Here is an 18,926-nt window from a genome sequence, read left to right as displayed (position 1 = left end):
TTTAAAGATGCTAAAGCAAATGGACGGGTCTCTGGCCGTCGCCCGGGCCGTAGCCCTCTGCCGTCCCGAAGTCATAGGCGCTTACCCGATCACTCCCCAGACCCACATCGTCGAGGGGATAGGCGAGATGGTGAAGGCGGGTGAGCTTGAAAACTGCGAGTTCATCAACGTCGAATCGGAGTTCGCCGCGCTGGGAGTCTGCATCGGCGCTTCGGCCACCGGCGCGCGCACCTACACCGCCACCGCCAGCCAGGGGCTCCTCTACATGGCCGAGGCTGTCTACAACGCCTCCGGCCTCGGGCTTCCGATAGTAATGACTATCGGAAACCGTTCCATAGGAGCCCCGATAAATATCTGGAACGACCACACCGACGCCATGTCGATGCGCGACGCCGGGTGGATACAGCTCTACGTCGAGACAAACCAGAAGGCGGTGGACGTCCACATTCAGGCTTTCCGCCTCGCGGAGTTGCTCAGCTGCCCCGTCATGGTCTGCATGGACGGCTTCATCCTCACCCACGCCTACGAGCGCATCGACGTGCCGGAGCAGGAGCAGGTGGACAGGTTTTTGCCATCCTTCGAGCCCGTTCAGGCGCTCGACCCGGACTCCCCGATGTCGATCGGCGCGATGGTCGGCCCCGAGGCCTTCACCGAGGTCCGCTACCTCGCCCACCACAAGCAGCTTCGCGCCCTCGAACTCATTCCCGCCATCAACGAAGAGTTCAAAAATATCTTCGGGCGCGACTCCGGCGGGCTCATCAAGACCTACCGGGCCGAAGACGCGGAGACGATAGTCGTCGCTATGGGGTCGGTGATAGGGACGATAAAGGACGTTGTGGATGAGCTTCGCGAGGAGGGGGTGAAGATAGGCGTACTCGCCATCCGCTCCTTTCGCCCCTTCCCCGCATCCTGCCTGCGCGAGGCGCTGAGGGACGCCAAAAGGATAATCGTCATCGAAAAATCCTTCGCGCTGGGCATGGGCGGCATCGTCTCGACGAACCTCCGCACCGCGCTGGGCAACTCCACGACACCCATTTGCTCCGTGGTCGCCGGTCTCGGCGGAAGGGCGATAACCAGGCGCTCCCTCCACAATCTCTTCCGGAAGGCCCGCAAGGACGAGCTTCGCGGCACCTACTTCCTCGATCTCGACTGCGCGGTGGTAAAGCGCGAGCTCGCGAGGGAGAGGGAAAAGAGGCGCTCGGGCTCCACCGCGGAAAACATCCTTAAAGACGTAGGCGTCGTTGACGCCGCGAATCCCTTCTAAGAGAAAATGTCATGTCAAACCAGCAGATAAAGTTCTATCAGACAGGCACTCTCACGGTGGGCAACCGCCTTCTGGACAAGGCCCAGCGCTCGGTGCAGGCGACTCCCGACCGCTCCAACTCCCTCGATTCCGGCCACAGGGCCTGTCAGGGGTGCGGCGAGGCACTGGGCGCGCGCTTCGCCATAGACGCGGCGATGCGGGCGACCGGCAACAAGCTTATCGCCGCCAACGCCACGGGGTGCCTGGAGGTCTTCACGACGCCCTATCCCGAATCCGCCTGGAGGATTCCGTGGATTCACTCCCTCTTCGGCAACGCCCCGGCGGTAGCCACCGGCGTAGCCGCGGCGCTCAAGGCCAAGGGCAAAACCGACGTGCGCGTCATAGCGCAGGGGGGCGACGGCGGCACCACCGACATAGGTTTCGGCTGCCTCTCCGGGATGTTCGACCGCAACGACGACGTGCTCTACATCTGCTACGACAATCAGGCCTACATGAACACCGGCGTGCAGCGCTCCAGCGCCACCCCTCCGGGGGCGCGCACCGCCACGACGATGCCGGTGGGGCCGGAGCCGGGCAACGACATGGGCACCGGCAAATTCCTCCCGGTCATCGCCATGGCCCACGGGATTCCCTACGTCGCCACCGCCAGCGTCCACGACCTCCACGACCTCGAGCACAAGGTGACGAAGGCGATGGGCATGCGCGGCTCGCGCTACATACAGATTCTCGTTCCCTGTCCGCTGGGCTGGGGCCTTGCGACCCACGAGACGATCAAGGCGGCCCGCCTCGCCGTGGAGTGCGGCCTCTGGCCCCTTTTCGAGGCGGAAAACGGCCAGATCACCAACGCGAGAAAGATCAGGAGGGGCATCCCGGTAACGGAGTACCTCAAAATCCAGAAACGCTTCGCCCACCTGATGAAAAAGGGGGCGGAGGAGCGCGTCGGGATGATTCAGGCGATCGCGGACGAGAACATCAGAAAATTCGGCCTTACGGTCCACGGAGCGTAACGATATGAAGCCCTATGCCATAACCCTTGAAGTCGGCACCAGCCTCCTGAACCGCACCGGCTCCTGGCGAAACGCCAAGCCCGTCTACGTCGAACGGCTTCCCCCCTGCAACAACGCCTGCCCCGCCGGGGAGAACACCCAGAAGTGGCTCTTCCTCGCCGAAGAGGGGCGCTACGAGGAGGCCTGGCGTCAGATAATGGAAGATAACCCCTTCCCGGCGCTGATGGGGAGGGTCTGCTACCACCTCTGCGAAGCGAGCTGCAACCGCGGACAGCTCGACGAATCGGTCGGGATAAACGCCGTCGAGCGCTTCCTGGGCGATCAGGCCCTCCGGTACTGCTGGTCGATAACACCGCAGGAATCGACAGGCAAGAAGGTGCTGGTGGTCGGGGCGGGCCCGGCCGGGCTCTCCGCCGCCTACCATCTCAGGAAACTCGGCCACGAGGTCGTTGTCTGCGAGGCCGCTTCGAGGGCCGGGGGGATGCTCCGCTACTGCATTCCCAAGTACCGCCTCCCGAGGGAGAAGCTCAACGCCGAGATTGCCCGCATCGAAAAGATGGGGGTGACGATAAAATACGACACGAGAATCACGGACGTAGCCGCAGCGATGAAGGAGGGAGGGTTTGACGCCGTCTTTCTGGGCGTCGGCGCGCACCTTCCAAAACACCTCGGCCTCCCCGTCACCGGCGCCCCGAAGATCCTTGACGGCATAAGCGTCCTCAAGGAACTCGAAGAGGACCGTCCGACGCCTATCCACGGCAGGGTAGTGGTCCACGGCGGCGGAAACACCGCGATGGACGTCGCCCGCTCCGCTCTCCGGCTCGGCGCTCTCGAAACCACCGTAGTGGTCAGGCGGACCCGCGACCGCATGGCCGCCCACGACGTGGAGGTCAAGGAGGCGATCTACGAGGGAGTCAAGTTCCTCTACGAGCGGTCGATTTCAAGAATTGACGGCGCCTCGGTCACCCTGGAGAAGATGATAGCGGCGGAGGACGGAAGGCCGCAGCCTACCGGCCAGTTCGAGGTAATCGAAGCCGACGTGGTAGTGCAGGCGGTGGGTCAGGACCCGGACCTCGACTTCATCAGGGACATTCAGGGCATCTCCATCGTTTCCAGCAACGTCCTGGTCGATTCCGGGATGATGACCGGCGCGAAGGGAATCTTCGCGGGCGGCGACATGGTTCCCTCCGATCGCACGGTGACGACTGCGATAGGCCACGGCAAAAAGGCGGCGCGTAACATCGACGCCTGCCTAAGGGGAGAGAGCTACGTAAAACCTCCCCAGAAAGAGGTAGCCACCTACGACAAGCTCAACACCTGGTACTACTCCGACGCCGAGAAGACCGTCCGCCCCACCCTCGATCTTATTCGGCGTCAGTCCGGTTTCGCGGAGGTTGTCGGCGATCTCGACGAGGAGCACGCCGCCTACGAGGCGCGACGCTGCCTTTCCTGCGGCAACTGCTTCGAGTGCGACAACTGCTACGGCTTTTGCCCCGACAACGCCATCGTCAAGAAGGGGTTCGGGAAGGGGTTCGAGTTCAAGTACGATTACTGCAAGGGGTGCGGGATATGCCCGTCGGAGTGTCCGTGCGGGGCAATCAAGATGGAGACCGAGAAGATATAGTCCGGCTTCCTCTTTCGGCGAAGGGCAGCGTCGTTTCTCGGTCGCGCTCCTCGCCGTAGTCACGCTACTGTCTTCGTCGCGCTCCCTGCGGGCTCCTCGCCCGGCGGCAAAATCCTTTGCCGTAAGAAAGAACGAAGATTAAGGAACTATTTCGATATAGCGAGAAATTTTCGCGATGATTAAAAAAGCCGGGTTATGGCCGGCTTTTTAGTTTTCCGACAACCTGCATCTCGCAGTTTTTACAGTCGAAGCGAAGGGTGAGGGGGGTTTGGCCCATCATGAGGGTGAGCGGTTCCGGTTTCTCGCCCTCTTTTTCTTTGGGGCAGAGGCCGAAGCTGTAGCGGAGGCAGTGCTTGGTGAACATCAGCGGGACCTCGCCGGTCTCGGCGCGCCACTCGTAGCCCTCGTCGATGCCGGTTACGCCGTGGCGGGCGTAGAAATCCCTGGCTCTTTTGTTGCAGACGTTGCCGAGGTAAGTGAGGGAAGCGACCGGGTAACGCGGCGGCGGGTCTTTCTCCAGCGCTCTTTCCGGGCGCTTATAGGCCTTCGCCCTTGCTTCTTCCAAAGCCGCCACTCCTTCCCGGCGAAGGCCGTTCAAGACCGAGACGGGGATAAAACACCTTCCGGCACCTTCTATTTCTACCTCTTCGGCCTCGAAGAGGGTGTTTCCGAGCCTTGAAAGCTGGGTCCGCGCCGTCGCCAGCGCCTTTTTTGGGTCCACCGCCGGGGTCCTTTCCGTTTTCACCGCCGCCTCGGCGCTTGTCCCGTCCTCGTCCGTGAGGCGAAGGGAAAACCCCTCGGGAGTTTCCCCGAAAAACAGTTTCACCCCTATCTTTCTCTCCGCCGACTTCTTCTCAAGCGCCTTTTCAAACTCCTGATCCCGGTTGCGGTAAAGCTCCGTCCCTGCGGCCAGTTCTTTTACGCTCTCCGCCGGGTAAAGGCGGCTCCCTTCCGCGCGGTTGACCCGGAACCCTACAAGCTCGCCGCCGGGAGTGAAGAAGCAGAGGCCGTCGCCGTTGTGTATTTCCAAAGTCGCGTCGGTCTCAAGATAGTCCCGCGCTACCGCAGTAACCTTTCCGGCGGATTCCCCGACCGACTTGGGTGTGAAAAACGAGGTTATCTCGCGGCTTCGCCCGTGAAGAAAGTACTCCGTCATCCCACGGTTAAAAGATTTCGCGGGGTTCGGCTCGAAAAAGAAGCGGGACTTGCCCGAGGAGGAAGGCGAATAGCCGGATTTTTCGAGCAGAATCTCGTCCAGCAGCCGCCGGTAGTGGGCGGTGACGTTCTTCACGTAGGAAATTTCCTTAAGCCTGCCCTCGATCTTGAAGGAACTGACCCCGGCGTCGATTAGTTCGCGAAGGTTGCCGCTCCGGTTAAGGTCCCTGAGGCTGAGGAGATGGCGGTCTTTGCAGATTATTTTTCCGCCGGGGCCGAGGAGGGTGAAGGGGAGGCGGCAGAGCTGGGCGCACTCTCCGCGGTTGGCGCTCCGCCCGGTCTGCGCGAAGCTGAGGTAACACTGGCCGCTGAAACTCACGCAAAGCGCCCCGTGGACGAAACACTCAAGTTTTACCGAGGTTTCAGAGGCTATTTCGCGGATCTGCCCGAGGGACAGCTCCCTCGCCAGCACCACCTGCGAAAACCCCGCGTCCTCCAGAAACCGCACCTTTTGGGGTGTGCGGTTGTCCATCTGGGTGCTCGCGTGGAGGGCGATGGGAGGAAGGTCGAGTTCGAGAAGTCCGGCGTCCTGTATTATCAGCGCGTCGGCCCCGGCCTCGTAAACCTCCCGTATCACCCGCTCCGCCACGGGGAGTTCCTCGTCGCGAAGGATGGTGTTCAGCGCCACGTAGACCTTCGCGAAATACCGGTGCGCGTAGGAGCAGAGGGCTTCGATGTCCGCAACGGGGTTCGCGGCCGCTCCCCTTGCTCCGAACGAGGGTCCGCCGATGTAGATGGCGTCCGCCCCGTGGTTCACCGCCTCCAGCCCGGTTTCCAGATTTCCGGCGGGCGAAAGCAGTTCGAGTGTTTTTCTCCCGTTCCCGCCGTTGTTTTTGTTGCCGCCGTCCAAGGTCAACTTTCCGTCCCGCCCAGCTCTTTCAGGGCGGCCTCGTTGCCGGGCGACAGCCTCAGCACCTCTTTTTGCTGGCGCGCCGCTTCTTCTTTCCGGCCGGTCTTTTTGAGGATCAGCCCGTAGTAAAAATGCGCCCCCGCGTTACCCGGTTCGAGCTCGATTATTTTTTTGAAGTGGGAACCGGCTTTTTCAAGCTGCCCGGATTCGTAGAGAGACAGGGCGAGGTTGAATTTCGCCTCGGAATTTAAAGGGTCAAGCGCCAGTGCCCGTCCGAAATGGAAAGCAGCCTCTTCAAAGCGCTTTTTCCTGGCGAGCACTGTTCCGAGGCCGTTCAGAATTCCGGCGTCGCGGGGATGAAGCCGGTCGGCTCTTGTCAGGTATTCATGCGCCTCCTCCAGCCTGCCCGTCGCGCCGAAGACCAGCCCCATGTTGAAGACAAGCCGCCAGTTCTCCGGCTCGACCCTGAGGCCCTTATCGAGGTGCTCCTGCGCGAGGCCGTAAAGCCCGAGTTCCATGGCGCTTGCGGCGATATTGAAGCGCGCGTCTACGCTTCCGGGGGAGAGGGAGAGGTATTTTTCAAAAGCTTCGAGCGCTTCCTGATAGCGCCTTGTCCCCGAGTAAAGTATTCCCAGGTTCCGGTAAGTCAGGGGGTCCGAAGGATTTTTTTCCAGAGATTTTGCGAAGAGCGCCAGCGCTTCTTCATGGTTCCCGTTGTCAGACAGGGCGCTGGCGAGCACCCTTTCGGACCAGGCGCTGTCATTGACGCTGACTAAATGCCTGCCGAGAGTGACGGAGTCTTTCCAGAAGCGCATGTATCCGGCGGTCGCCGTCGAGAGGGCCAGCGCCAGAAAAAGACAGGCGAGAGACGCCGCGCGCCGGACGGTTTCTCTTTCGCCGATTGCCGCGTCGATTCCCCAGACCGCCATTATTGCAATCCCGGCGAGGGGAAGGTAGGTGAAGCGGTCGGCGAAATTGTTCACCCCCACCGACACTATGCCGCTCACCGGAAGAAGGGCCGCAAGGTACCACAGCCAACCGGCGGGGATGGCGGCCGAGACCTTGCGGGCTCGCCAGAAGAAGAGCGTCGCCGCCAGAAGAAGCCCCGCCGCCAGCGCGGCTGGTAACGCAAAGGGAACGGCGGATTCGCTGGATTCAAGCGCCAGGCCGGAGGGCCAGAGGGTTTTTCCGAGATAGCGGAGGTAGGAAGCGGCGAAACCCGCGAGCCTTGACGAAAGAGGCGTAAGCGCCAGAGGTTTGAGGGAGGACTTCTGGGTGTAGAGCGTCACCGCTGAAAAAATCGCCGAAAGCGCGAAGAAGGGAATTTTCTCGACCGTGATCCTCTTCACCTCTCCAAAAGCCGGTTTTTCGCAGAACCTCTTGAGGGGCCAGAGGTCCACGCTCAACAAGACAAGGGGAACGACGACCAGAACCGGCTTCGAGGCCAGTCCCGCCAGCATCGCCGCCAGCGACGCTAAATACCAGGAGGCCCGCCTTGATTTTGCATATTCGGAATAGAAAAGCAGGCAGCAAAAAAAGAAGACCCCCGACAAAACGTCCTTCCTTGAGGTGATCCACACCACGGATTCGACTCGCAGGGGATGGAGAGCCCAAAGCGACGCCGCGAAAAAGCTCTTCCATGCCGACCCGGTCGCCCTGTGAAGGAAGACGAAGAGAAGAAGGGAATTAACCGTGTGGAGCAGGACGTTCGTGAAGTGGAAACCGCTGGCGTCTGTCCCGAAGGCTTGGGAATCCAGCATCAGGGAGAACCACGTTAGGGGAATCCAGTAGTTTTCGATGATTTTAGTCGAGGCGGCTTTCACCCCGGTCCAGGCAAGTCCGCTTATCACCGTCTCGTTTTGAGTCACGTACTCGGGGTCGTCGATGTTGATGAAGTCGAACTTCAGGGAGGGAAAATAAAGCACCGCGACCGCCAGCGCCAGGGCCAGCGCGAGGTAAAGCGCAGAGTGTCCGCCATGCGGCCCGGGATTTTTTCTATCGGGGAACACCAGGATTAGCCGTTTCTTTTTTCTTGTCGAAGATGCTGCGTATCATCGAGCTCAGTTCGCGAAGGGTGAAGGGCTTGGAGAGGAAGCCGTCGATCTCCAGGCCGGGCAGCTTGCTGCCGGGATGCGACTCGTTGTAGCCGGTGCAGAGAATTACGGGAAGAGAGGGCCGAAGTCCCTTTATCTCGTGGGTCAGCGCCAGCCCCGTCATGCCGGGCATGGTGTAATCCGTGATTACGGCGTCGTAGAAGGAGATGTCGGCCTTCAGCTTTTCCAGCGCATCGAGGCCGTTTTTGGCTACGTCGATGTGGTAGCCCAGCCCTTCGAGGGTCAGCTTGACAAGGTCCCTTATGTCGGCCTCGTCGTCCACGAAGAGTATGCGCTCGCTGCCGAGAAGGGGTTTCTGGGGAGTTTTTTCCACTGCTTTTACGGCTTCTTTCGTCTTCGGGATGAAGATCTTGAAGGTCGAGCCCTTCCCCTCTTCGCTGTAGACCGAAATGGCCCCGCCAAGCTCTTTTACGATGCCGTGGACGACCGAGAGGCCGAGCCCCGTACCCTTGCTCTTCTCCTTTGTGGTGAAGAAAGGCTCGAAGATGTGGGCCATAATCTCCTTCGACATCCCCGTACCGGTGTCGGAGACGGCTACGAGCAGGTACTCGCCCTCCTTCAAATCGGGGTGGGAGGCGATCATGGCCGAATCCACCGTAAAATCGCTGAGAGACAGGGTCATAATCCCGTTTCTACCCTCCATTGCGTGGGCGGCGTTGGTGCAGAGGTTGATTATCATCTGGTGGAGGTTCGTCTCGTCGGCCAGCACCACGTCGGATTTAGTTTCGACGCCCAGGCGTATTTCGAGGGTGGTTGGCAGGGAGGCGCGGAGAAATTTATAGATATCCTCAAGCACCGGAATGACGTGCACGGGCTCGCGTCTTCCCTCTCCGGGCCTCGCGAAGGCCAGAATCTGCCGTATCAGCGAACGCGCGCGCTCGGCGGTCGAAAGAACGCGCTCGAGGTATTCCACCGTCACCGGATCCTGCTTCACGCGGCCCAGCGCCATCTCGGTAAACCCGATCATCGGCTGGAGTATGTTGTTGAAATCATGTGCTATTCCGCCCGCCAGAGTGCCGATGGCGTCCAGCTTCTGGCGGCGCTGGAGGTGCTCTTCAAGGCGGCGTTCGGCGGTCACGTCGCGGCAGATGGCGACAAAATTCGATACGCCCTTGCCCTCGACCTGAATGGGGGAGATCGTGACCTCTACTATCCTCTGCGTCCCGTCCTTGTTCTCGATGATGCTGCTTCCCTTCCAGACCCGCTGCCAGACCAGCGCGGAACGGAGCTCCTCGCCCTTGTCCGGCTCGGCTTCAAAATTCAGGAAGGACTGGATGTTGTCGAGGCTGGACCAGCCGTAGCCGGACATCTCCTCGAAGGCGGCGTTGCCGTAAATGATCTTTCCGGTGGCGTCGGAGATGAGGACCGCCTCGGCGGAGTGCTGAACGGCGGCGGCCAGCAGCCGGAGCATCTCCTCCGCGCGCTTCTGGCCGGTTACGTCGCGGATGAAGACGATGCTGCCGGCCCAGCGCCGCTCGTTGTCGAAGAAAGGGGAGGCGCTTATCTGGACTTCGAGAAGGTCGCCGCTTTTGGTCAGGCGGAAGGTCTCGAAGCCAAGCACCGTCTCGCCTTTTTCAAGTTTTTTTATCGCCTCGTCGGTTTTTTCCTTTTCCGATTCGGGAATGAAGAAGTCGAGAGGCTGTCCGAGGACTTCCTCCCTCGACCAGCCGAAGAGGTTTTCAAAGGCGTCGTTCACGAAGGTCACGATGCGGTTTGCGTCGTAGCTGAAAATAGGCTCCGGGGAGCTTTCGAGGAGCAGGCTCTGCCTCTGCTCGCTGGCGCGAAGGGTCTCTTCGACGCGCTTTCTTTCGGTTATCTCCCTGTCGCGCTCGGCGACCTTCAGTTCAAGCTCCGCGCCGGTGCGCTTGAGGAGCATTTCGCGGTCGCGGTAGTAATCCACCTTCGCGCGAAGCTCCTGCGGAGTCAGTTTCAGGTCCGCGAGGATGTCGCCGTAGGCGCGGGAGAGAATCTCCCTCTCGGAAGGGGTGAGGAGGTTGGCCATTTCAAAGGCCCGGTGGGCGCTGGCCGCCCCTATCGCGCCGGAGAGATTCGTCTCGACCATGTCGTAAAACTGGACAAGATCAGGCACGGCAAGCGACTCCCTGGCCGCTATGCCGCTTTTCTTGATGCAGGAGTCGATGATGGCGCGGCAGTTTTCCGGCGGGAGGTACTGAAGCAGCAGCTTTCTTACGCGCTCGATCTTGTCGGGAAGGTCGATGACGAAAGTTTTGGAGACGGAAAGGGGCCTTGCGGTCTCCATTACGAGAGCCCCGACGAACTCCTCGGCGATCCGGCGCTCCTCGCTACGCTGCTCGGTCACCAGGGGAATCCCCACGTAAAGGCCGCCGTTGACGAAAAGGGTCCAGAAGACGCTGTGGGAGAGGGAATCGAGTGCGGTCATCCCGAAAAGACCTTCCGGCTTCAGCCACCCTATTCCCAGGGGTCCGTAGATGAGTATGTCGGTGGAGAACCAGCCGCTGCGGACGAAGGCGGGCAGCAAAAGGGTGTAGGCCCACATTATGAAGCCGCCCCAAAGGCCGAGAAGAGCGCCGAGCCGGTTGCCCGACCGCCAGTAAAGCCCTCCGATGACCGCCGGAGCGAACTGGAGCACCGCGGCGAAGGAGAGGATGCCGATGTTGACCAGCATGTAGGTCTCGCCGACGGTCCGCTCGAAGAGGTATCCCAGCCCCAGAGTGGCGACGATGGCGACCCAGCGGCACTTGAGAAGGTTTCTGCGCAGGAAGTTAAGCGGCTTGATGGCGTTGGAGAGGGGAACCAGCCAGTGGTTTGTTATCATCGTCGCGATGGTCATCGTTTCCACGATGACCATGCCGGTAGCCGCCGAAAACCCTCCCAGAAAGACGAAAATGGCGAGCCACGAGCTGCCGAGCTCAAGCGGGATGCGGAGCACGTAAGTATCCGCCTGCTCCGGGCCCATGCCGAGGGAAAGCCCCGCGATCGCAATCGGAAGAACGAAGATGTTTATCAGAAAAAGGTAGAGGGGGAAGAGCCACATCGAGGTGAGGAGGTGTTTCTCGCTGGAGTTTTCCACAACCGCCACGTGAAACTGGCGGGGAAGAAGGAGGATGGCGGACATCGCCAGAAAAGTGTAGGTGGTCCAGATAAGGTAGTTGGACCCCTTCGTGGCCTCTTCCTGCAGGTTTTGAAGCGGCGTCTGGCTTATTCTGTCGAAGAGGTCACCGAAGCCGTCAAAGAGACCGTAAGTGACGAAGAGACCCACCGCCAGAAAAGCCACGAGTTTGATTACGCACTCTACGGCCAGCGCGGCGACCATTCCGCTGTGGCGCTCGGTGGGGTCGAGTCTTCTCGCTCCGAAGATTATGGTGAACATTGACAAGAGGACGACGACTGCGATTGCGACGTAATTGTCCCTCATCATGTCGCCCGGCCCGGCGAGAATCCTAAAGGCGGTGAAAAGGGACTTAAGCTGGAGGGCGATGTAGGGAGTGATGCCCGCGACGACGATAAGGGTCGCGATTGCCGCCACGTTCTGGGAGCGGTCGTACCGGGCGGAGATGAAATCGGCGATGCTGGTGATGTGATGGCGGTTTTTGATCCTCACCATCTTGCGCAGGATGTTCCACCACAAAAAGACGCAGGCCATCGGCCCGAAGTAGATGGCCAGAAAAAGATAGCCGCTGTTGGCCGCCGCCCCGACGCTGCCGTAGTAGGTCCACGAGGTGCAGTAGACGGCGAAGGTCAGGGAGTAGACCCAGGGATTGTTGACTACGTTGCGGCCCTGCGCCGCGCGCGCCTCGGCCCAGAGCGCCACGCCGAACAGGATCCCGATATACGCCAGGGCGAAGAACCCCAGAATCCAGGGGGAGATCATGGGGTTTCGCCGCCCTTGTCATTGTGGAGGCCGTTTCGCGCTATCTGGAAGCGCACTACCAGAAGAGTCAGGACAATGGCCAGAAACCAGTAGCAGAAGAGTATGAGGTAGGCGTACCGGGGAGGGGCCTCGAAGACCAGCGAGAGCAGCGGCCAGTTGATGAAGAGCATGAAAAGGGTGCAGCTGAACACGGCCCGTACGGAGAGCCCCTGAGCGGTTTGCGACGCCGACTCCTGCACAGCTTCTTTTTTCAGACCGGTTTCAGCTATTTCCACCATGATCCGCTTTCAAAGGTGAGCGTCTTTTAAAAATTATACACCATTTAACCCGAATTTAAACCGGCCATTGGAACGCCGCCATCCCGTGTCCGGCAAAATCCCGCCGCCTTGGTAAACTTATCGGCATGGGCACGGTGAGTTTTACAATGGATTCAATGCCGGGCAACGTCGCCCCGGAGAAAATATGACTCTGAGATTTGGAGAACCGCAGGGCGGCGGGCGGTCCGCGCCGGTCGCAAGCAAGGTGGGGGGAGCCTTCGCCACCCTGGTGGGCGGCGTCTTCGGCGACCCGCTCCTCCACGTGCGGCTGCGCTACCAAAAGCAGAGCCTTCTTTTCGATCTCGGCGACACCGCGAGGCTGGCGGCGAGGGCGGCGCATCAGGTGAGCGCGGTCTTTCTTAGCCACGCGCACATCGACCACATCGGCGGGTTTTTGTGGTTTCTGCGCTCGCGGATAGGCCACCTTGAGACTTGCAAAGTCTTCGGCCCGGCGGAAACGATAAAGCGGATAGAAGGGTTTATCGGCGGCGTCACCTGGGACCGGATAGAGGAGAACGGCCCGGTCTTCGAGGTCTGCGAGCTGGACAACTTAAGGTTGAGGCGGGCGCGTCTCAAGCCCGGCAAGGCGAGGGTGGAGCTGGAGGATATGCCTGTCACCGGCGGCGCAATCCTCGCGGAGGAAAATTTCACCGTCCGCGCCGTAGTCTGCGACCACCACACCCCCTCGGTCGCCTACGCCTTCCAGTCAAGCCGCGAGATAAACGTCAGAAAAGAAAAGCTCGCCGGACTCGGGCTGGCTCCCGGCCCGTGGCTGGGAAAGCTGAAAAAATGCATCGTCGCCGGAACTCTGGATGCGGGGATAACGCTGCCCGACGGGGTAGTCAGAACCGCTGGAGAGCTTGCCGAAGAGCTTGTTCTGGTGCGGCCGGGAAACAAGCTGGCCTACGCCACCGACGTCGCCGACACCCCGGAGAACCGCGAAAAACTGATCGCGCTGGCCGAGGGGGCTCACACCTTCTTCTGCGAAGCCGGTTTTCTGGCGAAAGACAGCGGGAAAGCCCGCGCCACCCAGCATCTCACCACCCTCGGGGCCGTCGAAATCGCCCGCGCCGCCGGGGTAAAGCGGCTCGCCCCCTTCCACTTCTCCAAGCGCTACGAACACGACCCGATGCCGCTCTACGAAGAGATGCTGGGGGCCGCCGGGCCGCTGAAAATCCTCGGGGTTCCGGTAAAGAATCGCTGAAAAACGCCTTCGCCGAAAGAGCTTACCGGCGCGGTTTTCCGTTCTCGGCGAGGAATCCCGTAGCGAGAGGGCGAGGTAGCAGCGCTACGGCGAGCCCTTAAGCGAGGATATGACGACGCCGGGGGCGGAAAGGATGCGCCGGATGATCAGGGACGGCACTTGCGGCTCCAGATGAGTTCACTGTTGCGCCAAACGCACCTCACCCGGTGAAGCGGCGCGCTCCGGCGGCGACCCTCCTCGTCGAAGAAGGTAAAAGACGAACTCTCCGGCTCGAACTCGAAAGAGGTAAACGGCGCCCTCACGACCCTTCCCTCCACGCGGTCCCAATAGCCCAGCTCGAACTTCGCCCGCCCGAAATCCTCGTCCCACCGGATTTTGCTCAGAAGCTCGTGAATGGTTAGCAAAATCGATTTCCTCTCCAGCAGTGCGGTAAATTTTTTATCTTGTGCCAATATTAGTTTAAAGAGGGCCATTTTGGTGGTATGGTAGATTTTTGATTAAAGTATAATACCGCGAGAGGCAATATGAACCTCAAGACAACTGCAAAGTTTTGAGTGGTTTTAAACCTTTTTGGGAGGGTTTTGTATTATGGCTAGAAAGAAAATCTTGCGAATTGGCGCTTTAAACATCAAAACACAGCCGCACTCTGAGCAGAGGTATTTGGATTTGTTCATGATGATGTTTAATAAAACCAAAAAAGGCATAAAGATTAGGGGATCTGATTGGGGGATGATAGGCACCCTGCAAACAATGAACCGCAACGGAAATGATTTCTATATAGGAAGAGTTTATAAATTTTTAAATATTGATCCTGATAAAGCTTGGCTCAACACAGATACAAGGAAACCGGAAAAAGATGAAAACGGAGCAATAGTAAAACCCGTTGCAGATAATCTCAAGCCAAATTTAAGAGAATCTTACTATGCTTTTTTCCCTAAGCAGCATAGAATGATTTACGAAATCAATGAAATGTCTCCTGGGATGATGCTTAAACTTATGACTGCCCTTTTCAATCGGAAAAGTATAGTTGGGAGATTTGGCAATGTTGATATAGAGATGGAGACATCAATTGAGGCAATTGACATTATTCTGCAGATTCCAACTTTAAGAAAGATTGAAATAGGTATTACAAAACCCAATCCGGGTGATGTTCTTGATGAGGATGATGAAGCGGAGGTTTTTCGACGTTTTGACAGAATAAAAGCTCGAAAACTACAAGAGAATTGGAGCGGCCAAAAGGGGGAAAGTCTGTTGCCGGACGAAGAGATGAAAAAGTTAATGCGTGTGGCAAGTTCAAATGGATTGATAATGGCAACTGGATACGGGAGGAATGATGAAAAGGTTGTGGAGTCTACTCAAGACCATCCCAGAACAATGACTGATGAGTACGATCCAAATATTCAAACCACCTTTTCTTTTTTTCAGGATATGGCCTCTCGTTTTTTGAGGCAACTAACCAGAATCTGAGCTCTTAATGTTAGAGTGCTTAAAATCATGGGTTAAGCCATACAAAGCCGCTAGAGAGATTGCAAGGCGGCACTGGGAAGTTTATGGCGGATTTTTAGCACTAGTTAGGTCGCCGTATCTGCATTTTGCAGTTATTTTATCCTCCTGTATTTGGCCCTTTTGGAACACAAAAGAACAAGGGACTTGGCATAGCCTAACCTTAAGTGTTATTCCTAATATGTTAGGTTTTACTTTAGCCGGATACGCAATAATGCTCGCATTTGGGAACGAATCTTTTCAAAAAGCTATATCCGGCGATAGTGCTAAGGGCCCTTCGCCATTTATTCAAGTAAATGCTGCCTTTGCTCATTTCATAATGATGCAAATTATGGCTGTTATCTATGCTGTAATTGGCAAAGGTCTAAATATTTATTCCGGGCCTTTGGCTTGGTCCGGTTTTACAATTTTTGTATATTCGGTATTCACTGGTTTAGCCGCTGTATTAGAGCTGTTTAGGCTTTCTTATTGGTTCAATAAATTCAATGAATAAGCATAAGGATTGGAATATGGAAGCCGCTATTCCAAATGTTGCCTGACATCGTAAACGTTTAGCATTGTAAAGGACGTCCGCTAATTCTTCTGAAATGTGCGAGCGAAACGGTTATTGAGCGTATCCCCCAGCCCTTACATGACTATCGTACACCTCCAGATCCCTTTCCGAGAAGAGTACGAAACGCACCTCGTCGAAGGCTTCGGGGTGGGCTTTGACGTAGGAGGTGACGGTTTCGATGGCGGTTTTGGCGGCTTTTTCGACGGGGTAGCCGTAAGCGCCGGTGGAGATGGAGGGGAAGGCGACGGTGCGGAGCCCTTCCTCGTGGACGCGCCGGAGGCTTTCGGTGTAGGCGCTGGCCAGCGTTTCCGCTTCGCCGCCGTTGCCCCCGCGCCAGACGGGGCCGACGGTGTGAATTACCCTCTTCGCGGGCAGGTTTCCCGCCGTGGTCGCCACCGCCCTGCCGGGGGAAAGGCTTCCGATGCGCGCGATTACCTTCCGGCACTCTTCGAGGATTTTCGGCCCTCCGGCGCGGTGTATCGCTCCGTCAACCCCGCCGCCGCCCATGAGGGTGGAGTTGGCGGCGTTGACGATGGCGTCAACGGCCTGGCGGGTTATGTCGCCCCGCACGAAGACGAGCCTGGTCTTGCCGACGGCGGTTTCCCTCATCTGAAAAAACACTGGGGGTCGTCGCCGAGATAGTCGTCCGACCCCAAGGAAAGGGCGTGGGCGTAGGCGACGGCGCGGCAACCGCGGCAATCCGCCCAGCGGTCGCACTCCCCGCAGCGGCCGGTGTAGCGTGTCTTGTCGCGGAGCGCTTCGAGAACGGGAGAGGAGGCCCAGAGTTCCCGTAGCGAATCGGTCAGCACGTTCCCGATGGTCAGGCCGAGCCTCCGGCAGGGGCTTACGCCGCCGTCGGCCATTATCGTCAGCCCGGAGACGCCCGCGGCGCAACCACCCGCGGCTGTGCAGCCCCCCGCCGCCGCGCCGTTTGCGCGAAGCTGCGAGGCTATCGGGTCGCCGCTTCCGATCTCCAGTCCTGGAATCCTCAGACTGAACAAATCCTCGTAGATATCCCTGACCCTCTGCGGTTCGAGCACCTCGGCCGCCAGCGCCGAGCCGCGCCCGCAGGGCACCAGCCGCGAAAAACTTATCCGCCTTGCCCCGAGATTGCCCGCGATGGAGACAAGCTCGTCTGTATAGTCGGCGTTAACGGAGGAGAGAGTCACGTTAAGATTCACCGGCACCGAGGCCTCGATGAGCGACCGCACGCCCCGAAGCGCGGCCTCGAAGCTGCCGTAACCGCGTATCCGGTCATGAATGAGCCCCGGCCCCTCCAGGCTGATCTGAACGCCCTCCACGCCCAGCTCCGCCAGCCGCCACGCCTCCCTATCCTTTATGAGGATGCCGTTGGAGAGGAGAAAAATGCCGAAACCCGCGCTTCCCGCCGTCTCCAGAACCTCGAAGAGGTCGGCGCGCAAAAAAGGCTCGCCGCCGGTGATGGTATAGCTTTTGGAAAAGCCGATTCCGTAAGCGTCTTCCCAGGCCGCCAGCATCTCGCGAATCTCCGCCGCCGTTTCCGTAATCTCGCCCAGCGAAAGCTCGCGAAAGGTGTCCGCCGACTGGTAGCAGTGCAGGCAACGCAGGTTGCAGCGCTCCGTCAGGTGCCACTGGATTAAAAACTCCTGATCGGTGGAACCGGAAACGTCCATAGCCGCCAACCCCGCCGGGAGGCGGGTCTTCATGAAAAGGTAATTAAAATCAAGAAGAGGCGGGCCGTCGTGCCCGCCTCCTCAATACGCTTGTCTTGTTGCCGGACCGGCAACTCAGCCTTTTCAGCCCTTTCAGTTGCGGCATAGCCTCACAGGCGCAGCCGAGACCGCTTTCTTGACGGCCGACCAGAACTCGGCCTCCTTTTTCAGCGTCTTCTTGTCGAGAACTTTCCTCATGGCGATCACCATCCTTTCCCGAGGTCAGTTTTAACGGGGTTCTCACTCAAATCTCCCCTACGCTTCAAAGCATAGTTCCGGGCAAAACTATGTCAAGACTCCCAAGGCAAAAACATCGGAAAATTTTATGGGAAGGCCGGTATCAGGGGTAGGTTTCAGATGACGGGGAGGAGGTCCAAGACATACACAAACGTAATAATCGCTGTGTGTAGGACTATGCTTTTTTTTGAAATCGAGGAGGGTATAATGCGGGTATTCGATGCGCTAGAGGGTGGGAGTAGTGGGAGATGAAAAATAGGAGGGAAATAGTATGGCCCTAAGGCAGCGTTTATCATTTTATTGGTTGTTCATGGTTTTTGCAGTACTTCTAACGCTTCTTGCCCTCTGGTCTTTATTTTTTTCTAAAGATAAAGAATTAGCCGGAATCGCTTCTTCGCTTGGCACTATTGCCGCCGTGAGTTTGGCTATTGGTGTGTTTGTGTACGAGCGGGGGTATTCAAAATCAAAGTTTTACCTTGAAGAGTGCGTTTCCGCGGTCGAAAAAGTGGATAAGATGCTATCTGATTCTCCGTACGATAGGGCGATATGGAATGGCGCGGCTAGGATTTTAAAACGAGTAAATGATTTATCGTCAAATATTACTAATAATGATCATCGTAAGATTTACGAAATTGAGTTAGATAATTGGCGGCACACGCTAAGCCGTTTTCTTGACTTGCCATCAGTGGCTTATTATGGTTATGACCCTTTGCAGGGAGAAATATCCCTGGATGAAGCTGCTAGATTAGCGACGAGACAAAGAGTGCAAGGCGTTCCCGAATTGCGAACTATTAGCGAGTCTGCCATAAGGCGTTTATATGAATTTACTGAATTTCCAGAAACCTATGAAGACCCGCTAGATGGCGTCGAGAGGTTTTCGGAGCGGGAAATTAGATTTTCAAATGCTGGACTTAGACGACATTTTGAACACAGACGTAAAATTGACAGTGTAAACGGAGCTTTGTATTCAGAAGGAAATTTGTTAGATGCCCCTGATGATTAAGACTCGCCATCTAGTTCCTTAATAAGTCGCGTAGGTCGGCTTGAGGAACGAAAGCCGACAATTCCTTAACTGTTTCGCCTTTTCATTTCGTCCCCAACCGTTGCGCACACTCGTTACTCCATTCCCACGCAACCGATAACGCACCCCGGACCGCCGTTTCCCCACTCCGACGAATACATTCCGTTTTCCACGAACCTCTTGAAGCTCGAATGCGGCCACTCCATCGGCGACCTTGCATACCCGTGTTTCACGGGGTTGTAATGGATATACTCCACGTGCCGGATCAAATCGCCCTCGTCCTTTATCACGTGCTCCCAAAACCTCCCCTGCCACACCTTGCGCTCTTCCCTGGCCCTTCTCGTGAACCTCGTTTTTATCAATTGCCACCGGATGGAAAAATCGTCATCCCCTTCCGGGAGCCGCCATATGCAATGCAAATGGTCCGGTAAAATTACCCACGCCAGGATCGCGAAAGGGTGGTTCTCCTTCAC

At 57.9% G+C, this 18,926-nt stretch carries 15 protein-coding genes; 7 read left to right on the top strand and 8 right to left on the bottom strand.

What is annotated here, in order from left to right; all coding sequences use genetic code 11:
- Nucleotides 1–7: 7 nt before the first annotated feature.
- Genes porA through EPN96_09175 form a run of 3 tightly spaced genes read left to right on the top strand, consistent with a single transcriptional unit; the run spans nucleotide 8 to nucleotide 3,895 of the window.
- Nucleotides 8–1,264, top strand: a complete 1,257-nt coding sequence (porA, locus tag EPN96_09185) for a pyruvate ferredoxin oxidoreductase (protein ID TAL16454.1) — start codon at nucleotides 8–10, stop codon at nucleotides 1,262–1,264.
- 11 nt (nucleotides 1,265–1,275) lie between these two features.
- Entirely contained in the window at nucleotides 1,276–2,271 is a 996-nt protein-coding gene (locus EPN96_09180; protein ID TAL16453.1) for a pyruvate ferredoxin oxidoreductase, read from the top strand.
- A gap of 4 nt (nucleotides 2,272–2,275) precedes the next feature.
- Complete coding sequence (locus tag EPN96_09175; GenBank protein TAL16452.1) at nucleotides 2,276–3,895, top strand: FAD-dependent oxidoreductase; 1,620 nt, start codon at nucleotides 2,276–2,278, stop codon at nucleotides 3,893–3,895.
- Nucleotides 3,896–4,088: 193 nt separating this feature from the next.
- Here the strand turns inward: EPN96_09175 and EPN96_09170 are convergent, their stop codons facing one another.
- Genes EPN96_09170 through EPN96_09155 form a run of 4 tightly spaced genes read right to left on the bottom strand, consistent with a single transcriptional unit; the run spans nucleotide 4,089 to nucleotide 12,205 of the window.
- Nucleotides 4,089–5,960 carry a U32 family peptidase gene (locus EPN96_09170; protein TAL16475.1) on the bottom strand — a complete coding sequence of 624 codons (1,872 nt, stop codon included), beginning with the start codon at nucleotides 5,958–5,960 and terminating at the stop codon, nucleotides 4,089–4,091.
- 2 nt (nucleotides 5,961–5,962) lie between these two features.
- Nucleotides 5,963–7,969, bottom strand: a complete 2,007-nt coding sequence (locus EPN96_09165) for a tetratricopeptide repeat protein (GenBank protein TAL16451.1) — start codon at nucleotides 7,967–7,969, stop codon at nucleotides 5,963–5,965.
- Nucleotides 7,956–11,927, bottom strand: a complete 3,972-nt coding sequence (locus tag EPN96_09160; GenBank protein TAL16450.1) for a PAS domain S-box protein — start codon at nucleotides 11,925–11,927, stop codon at nucleotides 7,956–7,958. Before EPN96_09160 ends, EPN96_09165 begins: the two co-directional genes overlap by 14 nt.
- Nucleotides 11,924–12,205: a hypothetical protein gene (locus EPN96_09155; protein TAL16449.1), complete on the bottom strand. Its 282-nt coding sequence runs from the start codon at nucleotides 12,203–12,205 to the stop codon at nucleotides 11,924–11,926. Before EPN96_09155 ends, EPN96_09160 begins: the two co-directional genes overlap by 4 nt.
- Before the next feature lie 184 nt (nucleotides 12,206–12,389).
- On the opposite strand from EPN96_09155, the gene EPN96_09150 reads away from it, so the two are divergent.
- Complete coding sequence (locus EPN96_09150) at nucleotides 12,390–13,448, top strand: MBL fold metallo-hydrolase (protein TAL16448.1); 1,059 nt, start codon at nucleotides 12,390–12,392, stop codon at nucleotides 13,446–13,448.
- 146 nt (nucleotides 13,449–13,594) lie between these two features.
- On the opposite strand, the gene EPN96_09145 is transcribed toward EPN96_09150, so the two are convergent.
- Nucleotides 13,595–13,852 carry a DUF504 domain-containing protein gene (locus EPN96_09145; protein TAL16447.1) on the bottom strand — a complete coding sequence of 86 codons (258 nt, stop codon included), beginning with the start codon at nucleotides 13,850–13,852 and terminating at the stop codon, nucleotides 13,595–13,597.
- A gap of 184 nt (nucleotides 13,853–14,036) precedes the next feature.
- Between EPN96_09145 and EPN96_09140 the strand changes: the two genes are divergently transcribed.
- Together EPN96_09140 and EPN96_09135 are read left to right on the top strand one after the other, a co-directional pair.
- Nucleotides 14,037–14,915: a DUF4747 family protein gene (locus EPN96_09140; GenBank protein TAL16446.1), complete on the top strand. Its 879-nt coding sequence runs from the start codon at nucleotides 14,037–14,039 to the stop codon at nucleotides 14,913–14,915.
- Between the two features lie 7 nt (nucleotides 14,916–14,922).
- Nucleotides 14,923–15,444, top strand: a complete 522-nt coding sequence (locus EPN96_09135; GenBank protein TAL16445.1) for a hypothetical protein — start codon at nucleotides 14,923–14,925, stop codon at nucleotides 15,442–15,444.
- A 111-nt stretch (nucleotides 15,445–15,555) separates the two neighbouring features.
- Here EPN96_09135 and EPN96_09130 read toward each other — a convergent pair whose 3' ends face one another.
- Both EPN96_09130 and EPN96_09125 read right to left on the bottom strand, forming a co-directional pair.
- Nucleotides 15,556–16,113 carry an O-acetyl-ADP-ribose deacetylase gene (locus EPN96_09130; protein TAL16474.1) on the bottom strand — a complete coding sequence of 186 codons (558 nt, stop codon included), beginning with the start codon at nucleotides 16,111–16,113 and terminating at the stop codon, nucleotides 15,556–15,558.
- Nucleotides 16,110–17,189 carry a radical SAM protein gene (locus EPN96_09125; protein ID TAL16444.1) on the bottom strand — a complete coding sequence of 360 codons (1,080 nt, stop codon included), beginning with the start codon at nucleotides 17,187–17,189 and terminating at the stop codon, nucleotides 16,110–16,112. Before EPN96_09125 ends, EPN96_09130 begins: the two co-directional genes overlap by 4 nt.
- A gap of 514 nt (nucleotides 17,190–17,703) precedes the next feature.
- Here EPN96_09125 and EPN96_09120 point away from each other — a divergent pair.
- Nucleotides 17,704–18,435 carry a hypothetical protein gene (locus tag EPN96_09120; protein ID TAL16443.1) on the top strand — a complete coding sequence of 244 codons (732 nt, stop codon included), beginning with the start codon at nucleotides 17,704–17,706 and terminating at the stop codon, nucleotides 18,433–18,435.
- 113 nt (nucleotides 18,436–18,548) lie between these two features.
- On the opposite strand, the gene EPN96_09115 is transcribed toward EPN96_09120, so the two are convergent.
- The coding region (locus EPN96_09115) for a transposase (GenBank protein TAL16442.1) at nucleotides 18,549–18,926 on the bottom strand (378 nt) is incomplete at its 5' end.

The sequence above is a fragment of the bacterium genome, from assembly GCA_004322275.1.
In the GTDB taxonomy this organism is placed as follows: Bacteria; Desulfobacterota; Deferrisomatia; order Deferrisomatales; family BM512; genus SCTA01.
Note: the sequence above shows the minus strand (reverse complement) of the source record. Positions and strands in the feature narration are given on the sequence as shown.